The 9,829-nt window shown below is 72.5% G+C and carries 9 protein-coding genes; 5 read left to right on the plus strand and 4 right to left on the minus strand.

All coding sequences use genetic code 11. From position 1 onward, the window contains the following. Positions 1-200: 200 nt before the first annotated feature. On the minus strand, positions 201-695 hold the full coding sequence (locus CCN33_RS02835; protein WP_190045331.1) for a MarR family winged helix-turn-helix transcriptional regulator: 495 nt from the start codon (positions 693-695) through the stop codon (positions 201-203). Positions 696-849: 154 nt separating this feature from the next. On the opposite strand from CCN33_RS02835, the gene ilvA reads away from it, so the two are divergent. The 3 genes from ilvA to CCN33_RS02850 all read left to right on the plus strand — a co-directional run bounded on the left by ilvA (position 850) and on the right by CCN33_RS02850 (position 4,123). Continuing rightward, the gene (gene ilvA / locus CCN33_RS02840) at positions 850-2,079 is read left to right on the plus strand and encodes a threonine ammonia-lyase (protein WP_086690711.1); all 1,230 of its coding nucleotides are present in this window, start codon (positions 850-852) and stop codon (positions 2,077-2,079) included. A 188-nt stretch (positions 2,080-2,267) separates the two neighbouring features. Further along, positions 2,268-3,269 carry an ATP-binding cassette domain-containing protein gene (locus CCN33_RS02845; protein WP_086690713.1) on the plus strand — a complete coding sequence of 334 codons (1,002 nt, stop codon included), beginning with the start codon at positions 2,268-2,270 and terminating at the stop codon, positions 3,267-3,269. Next, positions 3,266-4,123, plus strand: coding sequence for an ABC transporter permease (locus tag CCN33_RS02850; protein WP_086690716.1), 858 nt, complete (start codon positions 3,266-3,268; stop codon positions 4,121-4,123). The genes CCN33_RS02845 and CCN33_RS02850 overlap by 4 nt, the downstream gene beginning before the upstream one ends. Before the next feature lie 60 nt (positions 4,124-4,183). Here the strand turns inward: CCN33_RS02850 and greA are convergent, their stop codons facing one another. Both greA and CCN33_RS02860 read right to left on the minus strand, forming a co-directional pair. Continuing rightward, positions 4,184-4,684, minus strand: coding sequence for a transcription elongation factor GreA (gene greA, locus CCN33_RS02855; RefSeq protein ID WP_086690718.1), 501 nt, complete (start codon positions 4,682-4,684; stop codon positions 4,184-4,186). A 171-nt stretch (positions 4,685-4,855) separates the two neighbouring features. Next, complete coding sequence (locus tag CCN33_RS02860; protein WP_086690720.1) at positions 4,856-5,254, minus strand: DUF4307 domain-containing protein; 399 nt, start codon at positions 5,252-5,254, stop codon at positions 4,856-4,858. Positions 5,255-5,411: 157 nt separating this feature from the next. On the opposite strand from CCN33_RS02860, the gene mca reads away from it, so the two are divergent. Beyond that, positions 5,412-6,293, plus strand: coding sequence for a mycothiol conjugate amidase Mca (gene mca / locus CCN33_RS02865; RefSeq protein WP_086690722.1), 882 nt, complete (start codon positions 5,412-5,414; stop codon positions 6,291-6,293). Then, entirely contained in the window at positions 6,286-6,525 is a 240-nt protein-coding gene (locus CCN33_RS02870; RefSeq protein WP_086690724.1) for a hypothetical protein, read from the plus strand. Before mca ends, CCN33_RS02870 begins: the two co-directional genes overlap by 8 nt. A 66-nt stretch (positions 6,526-6,591) precedes the next feature. On the opposite strand, the gene CCN33_RS02875 is transcribed toward CCN33_RS02870, so the two are convergent. Next, positions 6,592-9,795: a tetratricopeptide repeat protein gene (locus CCN33_RS02875; protein WP_086690726.1), complete on the minus strand. Its 3,204-nt coding sequence runs from the start codon at positions 9,793-9,795 to the stop codon at positions 6,592-6,594. Positions 9,796-9,829 lie beyond the last annotated feature (34 nt).

Genomic DNA, 9,829 nt, shown 5'->3' on the forward strand with positions numbered 1-9,829 from the left:
GACGCCAACCCGCGCGCGCGACGAACCCTCCGAACTCCTGTGCCCTGCGGGCGTCCCGCACGCCCCGCCGATCGCGCACCCCGCCTCCCCCCAGCGCACCCTGCGGCGCGAGAAGAACCCACGGGCCCCGGACACGCGGGGCCCGGTCTCATATGAGGCCCGGGGCGGCCCGGGGGTCAAGAGCCGCGTCGGGGCCGCCTTCAGGAGGCGGTGGGCGGCTGCGGCTGCACGGTCATGCGCGCGGACAGCGCGGTGTTGAACCGGGTGAGCAGATCGCAGAAGCTCTCGCGCTCGGCCGGGGTCCACTCCTCGGTCAGCTCGGCCATCAGCTGGCGCCTGGAGGCCCGTACTTCCGCCAGCCGCGTGGCACCGCGCGGGGACAGCTGAAGCACCACCGCGCGCCCGTCCTCGGGGTGCGAGGTGCGCTTGACCAGGCCCGCGTCCACCAGCGGGGCCACCTGCCGGGTGACCGTGGAGGAGTCGATGCCCATGCTCGCGGCCAGCGCCTTGACGCCCATCGGGCCCTCGTTGTCGAGGCGATTGAGCAGCAGATAGGCGGCGCGGTCCATGGAGTTGCGCGCCTGCCCGACCCCGCCGAGGCGCGTCTGTTCGGCGCGGCGCGCGAACACCGCCACCTCGTGCTGGAGGGTGTCGAGCAGACCGCTGTCACCGACGGTTGTCATGTCCATCGACATATCGGGTGTTGTGGGCATGGCCGGAGGCTCGCTTCAGAGAGGGGCTGCTGGGTTGGGGGACAGGGTACGCGGCCCGGCGGCGGCCCGTACGGGCGCCGGGAAAACCGGTGCTCGCGGGTCCGGGCACGCGGGCCCGGACTGCGACACTTGGGGCATGAGCTACCGCACGGCCCACCCCTTGCGCTCCGTGACCCTCGACGACGTGCGCGGAGCACAGAAGATGCTCTCGGGGGTGGCCCGCACGACCGCCCTGGAGAGCAGCAGACACCTCTCCCGGACGGTGGGCGCACCGGTGCACCTGAAGTGCGAGAACCTCCAGCGGACGGGCTCGTTCAAACTCCGCGGCGCCTATGTGCGCATCGCCGGGCTGCTGCCGGAGGAGCGGGCCGCCGGAGTGGTCGCCGCGAGCGCCGGTAACCACGCCCAGGGCGTCGCGCTCGCCTCCTCCCTGCTGGGCGTGCACTCCACCGTGTTCATGCCGCAGGGCGCCCCGCTGCCCAAGGTCAGCGCCACGCGCGAGTACGGCGCCGAGGTGCGCCTGCACGGCCAGGTCGTGGACGAGGCGCTCGCGGCGGCCGAGGAGTACGCGGCCAGGACGGGCGCGGTGTTCATCCACCCCTTCGACCACCCCGACATCATCGCGGGCCAGGGCACGGTCGGGCTGGAGATCCTGGAGCAGTGCCCGGAGGTCGGCACCATCGTCGTCGGCATGGGCGGCGGCGGGCTCGCGGCCGGGATCGCGGTGGCGGTGAAGTCGGTACGGCCCGACGTGCGGATCATCGGCGTGCAGGCCGAGGGCGCCGCCGCCTACCCGCCCTCGCTGGCCGCCGGGTATCCGGTGACCGTGGGGAGTCCGGCGACCATGGCCGACGGGATCAGGGTCGGTACGCCCGGCCCGGTGCCGTTCGGGATCGTGGAGGAGCTGGTCGACGAGGTGCGCACGGTCAGCGAGGACCAGCTCTCGGCCGCGCTGCTGCTCTGCCTGGAGCGGGCCAAGCTGGTGGTGGAACCGGCGGGCGCCAGCCCGGTCGCGGCGCTGCTGGCCGACCCCGGCGGCTTCTCGGGGCCCGTGGTCTCGGTGCTGTCCGGCGGCAATGTCGACCCGGTCCTGCTCCAGCGGGTGCTGCGGCACGGCATGGCCGCGCAGGGACGTTACCTGGCGGTCCGGCTGCGCCTCACCGACCGCCCCGGTGCCCTCGCCACCCTGCTCGGCGTGCTCTCGGCCGCCGACGCCAACGTGCTCGACGTCAGCCACATCCGCACCGACCCGCGCCTCGGCCTCAGCGAGGCGGAGGTGGAGCTCCACCTGGAGACCCAGGGCCCCACCCACCGCTCCGAAGTCACCGCCGCGCTGGGGGAGTCGGGATACGTGATCATCGAATGAGCGGTGCCGGCCGGGGCCGGTCCGGCTACCGTTCACTCGTTCGGGGAAGGAATCCGGAAACCCGTTGAGGGACGCGATACATCGCGTTACGGTGTGCGACGTGGGGGTCGGACCACCGTTCGCTCGACGGCCGGTGCCGGGTCCGCGTGCCAGTCATCCGCCTGCAGCACCGACGACGGGGAGAGATCATGCCGGGCGCCATCCATGCCGAGGGTCTGGTGAAGACCTTCGGGGACGTAAGGGCATTGGACGGCGTCGACCTCGACGTGCCCGAGGGGACGGTCCTGGGGCTGCTCGGGCCGAACGGGGCGGGCAAGACGACGACCGTCCGCTGTCTGACCACCCTGCTGCGCCCCGACAGCGGCCGGGCGGTCGTCGCGGGCGTGGACGTGCTCAGGCACCCCGACACCGTCCGCCGCTCCATCGGCCTGTCCGGCCAGTTCGCGGCGGTCGACGAGTACCTGACCGGCCGGGAGAACCTCCAGATGGTCGGCCGGCTCTACCAGATGCGCGGCAAGGCGGCGAAGGAGCGCGCTGCCGAGCTGCTGGAGCAGTTCCATCTCACCGACGCCGCCGACCGTCCCGCCAAGACCTACTCCGGCGGCATGCGCCGCAGGCTCGACCTCGCCGCCGCGCTCGTGGTCTCGCCGCCCGTGATGTTCATGGACGAACCGACGACCGGCCTCGACCCGCGCAACCGCCAGCAGCTCTGGGAGGTCATCCAGCAGCTCGTCTCCGGCGGCACCACCCTGCTGCTCACCACGCAGTACCTGGAGGAGGCCGACCACCTCGCCCACGACATCGCCGTGGTCGACCACGGCCGGGTCATCGCCCAGGGCGCCTCCGACCAGCTCAAGGCCCGCACCGGCGGCGAGCGCGTCGAGGTCGTGGTGCACGACCGGGACCGGATCGCGGGCACCGCCGAGGTGCTGTGCGCCCTCGGCAAGGGCGAGACCACCGTCGAGCAGCACACCCGCAAGCTCACCGTCCCCGTCACCGGCGGCGCCAAGCTGCTGGCCGAGGTCATCCGGGAGCTGGACGGCCGGGGCATCGAGATAGACGACATCGCGCTGCGCCGCCCGACCCTCGACGACGTGTTCCTCTCCCTGACCGGACACACCGCCGAGGCCCGGCCGGGCACCGCCGAGGACACCGAGAGCACCACCGACACCGAGGGGGCCGTGAAGTGAGTGCCGTCAGCGAGAGCGCGCGTACCGTGGCGCCCGCCAACCCCTTCGGCAGAGCCGTCCGCGACTCGCTGATCGTGGCCCAGCGGAACCTCATCCGCATGGTCCGGATTCCCGAGGTGGTCATCTTCGGGCTGATCCAGCCGATCATGTTCGTGGTGCTGTTCACCTACGTCTTCGGCGGGTCGATGAAGATCGGCGGCAGCACCAGCGCCACCGCCTACACCAACTTCCTGATGGCCGGGATCTTCGCGCAGACCGTCACCTTCGCCACCGCGGGCGCCGGCGCCGGCATCGCCGACGACATGCACAAGGGGCTGGTGGACCGCTTCCGCTCGCTGCCCATGGCCCGTGGCGCGGTGCTGACCGGGCGCACCCTGGCCGACCTGGTGCAGACCGCGCTCACCCTGCTGGTGCTGGCCGCGGTCGCCCTGCTGGTCGGCTGGCGGGTGGGGTCCAACGGCGACACGAACGCGCTTAGGGTGCTCGCGGCCTTCGGCCTGCTGCTCCTGCTCGGATACGCGTTCACCTGGATCGGCGCCCTCATCGGGCTCTCCGTACGCACTCCCGAGGCGGCCACCTCCGGCGGCCTGGTGTGGCTCTTCCCGGTGACCTTCCTGTCCAACGCGTTCGTGGACACCAGCAACATGACCCCGTGGCTGCGGCACATCGCGGACTGGAACCCGTTCAGCGCCACCGTCGAGGCGGCCCGGGTGCTGTTCGCCAACCCCGGTGAGTCCACGTCCACCGCCTGGCCCATGCAGCACCCGGTGTGGGCCTCGCTGATCTACTCGATACTCATCGTCGTGGTCTTCCGCACCCTGGCGGTCCGCAAGTACCGCTCGGCCACCGCCTGACACGACGAGGCCCCCGGTGCCGCGAGGGCGCCGGGGGCCGGTCGGGAAAAGGCGTCGGGGTCAGCCCGAGTACGGCTCGGCCTTGAGGATCTTCACCGTGGCCTTCTTGCCGTTCGGCAGCTCGTACTCCGCGTCCTCGCCGACCTTGTGGCCGATCACGCCCGAGCCGAGCGGGGACTGCGGCGAGTACGTCTCGACGTCGGAGCTGGCGTACTCGCGGGAGGCGAGCAGGAAGGTCATCGTGTCGTCCTCGTCGCCGTCGAAGGCGATCGTGACGACCATGCCCGGAGCCACGGTCCCGTCGGTGGAGGCAGGGGCCTCGCCCACCTGGGCGTTCTCCAGGAGCTGGGTGAGCTGGCGCACGCGCAGCTCCTGCTTGCCCTGCTCCTCCTTGGCCGCGTGGTACCCGCCGTTCTCGCGCAGGTCGCCCTCCTCGCGCGCAGCCGCGATCTTGGCCGCGATCTCCGTGCGCGCAGGACCAGTAAGGTACTCAAGCTCGTCCTTGAGCTTGTTGTACGCCTCCTGGGTCAGCCAGGTGACGTTCTCGCTGGTCTGGGTCACAGGGTGCTCCTCGTCGGTACTGGGGATACAAAGCATCGCCCTACCCAGAAGCATGTTCTCTCTTGGATGGGCGAAACCACGAGCCTAACAATTCAGGGGCGAAAGGGGGAGGACATAAGCCATCAGAATCGCATCAGCGCAGGTCACGCCGTACGCATTCCAGGTGATCCCTCAGCCCGCGTGGCACCCCAGCAGTTCGGCGGTGCCGCCCTTGGCGGTGGTACGCAGCGTGACGACCTTTTCGACCCGCGTGTCCGGCCCGGAGAAGCGGAAGTCGGCCCGGCCGACCTCGGCGCCGTCGGCCGACTGGGAGCGCAGCGTGCAGTAGCCGTCGACGCCCGCGTCCCGGTGGACCTCCAGGTGCACCCGGACCGCGTGGTCGGTGGCCTGGAAGGTGATGACCTGGGCGCTGATCTCGTTCTTGGCGACGTAGTGGTAGGCGAAATAGCCCACCAGCGCGAGCAGGGCCGCACCCAGTACCGCGCCGAGGATCTTGAGCCGGTGGTCGGCACGCTCGTCCGAGGAGCGGCCGTAGCGGCCCTCGGGCAGCCGCGTGCTCGCCGTAGCCATGATCGTCCTCTCCGCGGAATTATTCGCCCCCCGATTCGGTCACTATAGAAGCCTGCCGCCCGCCCTCCGACCGCCGCCCCATGGACGACGAGCCCCAGGCACGGCACCCGTTGACTGCCCCACCGACCGCGGGGCGCCGACCAACAAGGAACGAGTCTTGACTGACCAGCTGCGACTGATGGCCGTCCACGCGCACCCCGACGACGAGTCGAGCAAGGGCGCGGCCACCATGGCGAAGTACGTGTCCGACGGGGTGGACGTGCTGGTGGTGACCTGCACCGGTGGAGAGCGCGGTTCCATCCTCAACCCCAAGCTCCAGGGCGACGCGTACATCGAGGAGCACATCCACGAGGTGCGCAAGAAGGAGATGGACGAGGCCCGCGAAATCCTCGGGGTCAAGCAGGAGTGGCTCGGCTTCGTCGACTCCGGCCTGCCCGAGGGCGACCCGCTGCCCCCGCTGCCCGAGGGCTGCTTCGCGCTGGAGGACGTCGACAAGGCGGCCGGCGAGCTGGTCCGCAAGATCCGCGCGTTCCGCCCGCAGGTGATCACCACCTACGACGAGAACGGCGGCTACCCGCACCCCGACCACATCATGACCCACAAGATCTCGATGGTGGCGTTCGAGGGCGCGGCGGACACCGAGAAGTACCCGGAAGCCGAGTTCGGCCCGGCCTACCAGCCGCGGAAGCTCTACTACAACCAGGGGTTCAACCGCCCCCGCACCGAGGCCCTGCACCAGGCGATGCTGGACAACGGGCTGGAGTCGCCGTACGGGGACTGGCTCAAGCGCTGGAAGGAGTTCGAGCGGGTCGAGCGCACGCTGACCACGCATGTCCCGTGCGCGGACTTCTTCGAGATCCGGGACAAGGCGCTGATCGCGCACGCCACCCAGATCGACCCGGACGGCGGCTGGTTCAAGGTCCCGATGGAGCTCCAGAAGAAGGTCTGGCCCACCGAGGAGTACGAGCTGGCGAAGTCCCTCGTGGACACGTCCCTCCCCGAGGACGACCTCTTCGCGGGCATCCGGGACAATGCCTGACATGAGCGCAAGCGTGAGCCTCGCAGTGACGCATCTCGTCCCTCTCGCCAAGGAGATCGACGAGAACAAGGTCACCCCCGGTGTCCTCGGCTTCATCGTGTTCGCGGTGATGGCCCTGGCCGTCTGGGGGCTGATGAAGTCCATGAGCAAGCACATGGGCAAGGTCGACTTCAAGGAGGCGCCCGCCGACGGCGAGACCTCCGCCACGAAGACCGAGTCCCGGCAGGGCTGACCCCGCCGGGCGGAACCCACCGACGGGCGCGACCGGAACGACGGCCGCGCCCCGCCGGTGCCTCGCTCAGCCCTGGCCCGGTACCGGCACCCCCAGCACATCGCGGGCGTGCCGGTCCGGGGTCATGCGCAGCCGCCACGCCTGCCAGCCCGACTCCAGGCTCACGCCCCGCTCCAGCAGCAGGGCGTACGCGGGCGCGCAGTCGGTGAGCCGCTCGTCCCGTGCGGGATGCGTGGCGCGGACCAGACGGGCCAGCTCCTCCTGCGCGACCGCCGTGCCCACCTCGGTGCCGCCCGGCGCCGCGTACGGCAGCAGGGTGCAGCGCAGGAACCGCGCCCAGTCCTCACCACGCCGGTCGCCGTAGGCGGTGAACAGGGTGAGCGCCTCGTCGCACAGGGCCAGCGCCTGCCGGGTGCGCTCGTTGCCCGCGTCCACCACCGCCAGCTCCAGGCAGGTCCACGCCTCGCCGTGGGGCACCCCGACCCGCTGGAAGTCGGCCCGGGCGTCGACCAGCAGCTGGCGGGCGAACCCGGAGTTGCGCAGCGAGCCGGTCTGCGCGGCCCGCTGGTCGCGGGTCACCCGGGCCGAGTGGTGCCGGGCGCAGGCCAGCCCGTACACGTCCCGCATCCGGGAGAACATCGTGCGCGAGCGTTCCAGCTCCCGCACCGCCCGGTCCAGGTCGCCGGTCTCCTCCAGCGCCTGCCCCAGGTGGTGCAGCGTCCACGCCTCGCCGCGCGCGTCCTCGTTGTCCCGGTGCTTCACGGCCGCCTGGCGCAGCCCTTCCACGGCGGGCGTCGCGTCCCCGTCGACCAGCCGGGCCCGCGCGAGCTGGGTCAGCGCCCATGCCTCGCCGCGCGCGTCGCGGGTGCGCCCGTACCGCTCCAGCGCGGCCCGCAGCTCGTCCTCCGCCCGGGGTACGTCGCCCAGGCACAGGGCGAGCTGGCCGAGCTGGTAGTGGGCCCACGCCTCGCCGTGCACCGAGCCGCCCGCCCGGTGCAGCACCAGGGAGCGCTTCAGCAGGTCCAGCGCCTCCGGCAGCCGGGCCCGGTCGCGCTGCACGGCGGCCAGCGCGTGCATGGTCCAGGCGCGGTCGGTGGCGAGCTGCGGGGGAGCCTGGAGGTCCATCGCCTCCTGCAGCTTGGCCGCGGCCTCGGTCAGGTTGCCCTGGTGGTGCAGGGTGATGCCGAGCGAGCACAGGGCACGGGCGGCGCCCGCGTCGTGGTGCGCCTCCCGGTAGAGGTCCACCACCGAGGCCAGCGTGGTGCGCGCCTTGTCCAGCTCACCGAGCTGCCGGGCCGCGATACCGGTACGCCACTGCACCGAGCGCACCAGCAGCCCCTCGTCCACGGCCTGCGCCAGCTCGTTGATCTCCCCGAGCCGGTACAGGTCGCCGCGCAGCAGGCAGTAGTCGCACAGCGCGCCCAGCAGGTTCAGCACCGCGCCCTGGTCCACGCCCTCGGCCTGGCGCAGGGTGGCCGTGATGAAGCTGGTCTCGTCGTCCAGCCAGCGCAGCGCCTCCTCCAGGGAGACGAAGCCGTGCGAGCCGAAACGGTCCGACCGCGTCGACATGTTGCCGTCGACCAGGCGCAGCACCGAGTCGGCCAGCTCGGCGTAGTTGACGATCAGCCGCTCCTGCGCCGCCGTGCGCTCGGCCTGCTCCTCCTCGTCCAGCAGCCGTGCCTCGGCGAAGGCGCGGACCAGGTGGTGCAGCCGATACCGGTCGCCGCGCACATGGTCCAGCAGCCCGGCGCGGGCCAGCGCGGCCAGGTGCCGCCCCGCCTCCTCCTCACCGGTGCCCAGCAGCGCGGCGGCCGCCGCCACGCCCAGCGAGGCCCGGCCGGCCAGCGCGAGCCGGCGCAGCAGCCGGCGGGCGGGGTCCGGCTGGTCGGAGTAGCGCAGCCACAGCGCCCGCTCCACCGGCCCGACGGGGCCGTACGCGGCGAGGTCCGCCGCCAGTCCGCTCGCCGAACGGGCGCCGAGCGCCGAGCCGGCGCAGCGCAGCGCCAGCGGCAGCCCGCCGCACAACGTGGCGATCCGCGCGGTGGATTCGGCGTCGTAGGGCTGATCGGAGTCCTGCGCGGAGGCGGTCAGCAGCTCCTCGGCACCGGTCGCGTCCAGCGCCTCGACGGGCAGGTGGTGCACCCAGGCGGGCAGGTCCGCGTCCAGTTCCAGCGGGGCGCGGGAGGTGACCAGGACCAGGCTGTCGGAGCGCTCCGGGATCAGCGCGCGGACCTGGGCCGGGTCCAAGGCGTCGTCCAGCACGATCGTGACCGGGAGTCCGGCCAGGTGCTGGTGGTACAGCTCGCCGAGCCGTTTGACCTGCTGTTCGGGGGAGGAGTGCTCGCGGAACAGCAACTGCTCGCGGGGCGCGCCGAGCCGGTTCAGCAGATGCAGCAGGGCGTCGCGGGTGGGCAGCGGACGGCCCTCGCGGCCGTCGCCGCGCAGGTCGACGACGACCGCGCCACGGAAGTGGTCCCGCAGCTCGTGCGCCGCCCGTACGGCGAGCGTGGTGCGGCCCGAGCCCGGTTCCCCGTGCAGGACGACCACCGTCGGCCGGGTCTCCGACTCCGCGCGGGCGGCCCGCGCCCACTGTCCGATCCGCGCCAGCTCCTCCGTACGGCCCGCGAACAGGTCCGCCGGCTGCGGGAGTTGGCCGAAGGACTGCTCCAGTACGGTCCGGCGCCGGGCCGCCGCGCTCTTGTCCGCGCCGCGCAGTGCCGGGCCGGTCTTCCTGCCCGGCGCGGTGGAGGCGGCGAGCATCCGTTGCTGGTCCAGGAAGGGGCGGATGCCGCGTACCTCCAGCGCGGTCAGCCACTGCAGCCGCAGCTGCTCGGGACCGCCGGGCTGGCTCGCCGCACCCTTGCGGTGATGGGCGGCGGGCAGATGCGTACCGGCCACCTTCACCACCGTGGCGGCCGCCCCGACGACGCCTACGACGACGCCCGCGCTGAGCGCGGTGCCCGCACCGGTGCCGAGCGACAGGTCGGCGACGGCCGCGGCGACCGCCGCGACGGCGGCCACCAGCAGCGGGGTGCCGGCGCCCTCGCGGGCGTAGCGCCGGCCGAAGCTGAGCCGGTCCGCCTCGGACTCGTCGAGCGCACGGGTGTACGCGGCGTACTCCTCCGCCGCAGCTCCCGTCATCCCGTCCAGCGCGGCACGCGCCCGCGTGAGCAGCAGCTGCCTGTCGGTCCGCCCGCCCGACCGCCGCACCTCCTCCTCCACCGCCCGCACCACCAACCGCTCGGCCTCACCCCGATGCCCGTCCCGCATACGTCCCCCTCCCCCGCAGCACACCGCTCCGCAC

This window comes from Streptomyces recifensis (assembly GCF_002154615.1).
Classification (GTDB): Bacteria; Actinomycetota; Actinomycetes; order Streptomycetales; family Streptomycetaceae; genus Streptomyces; species Streptomyces griseoluteus.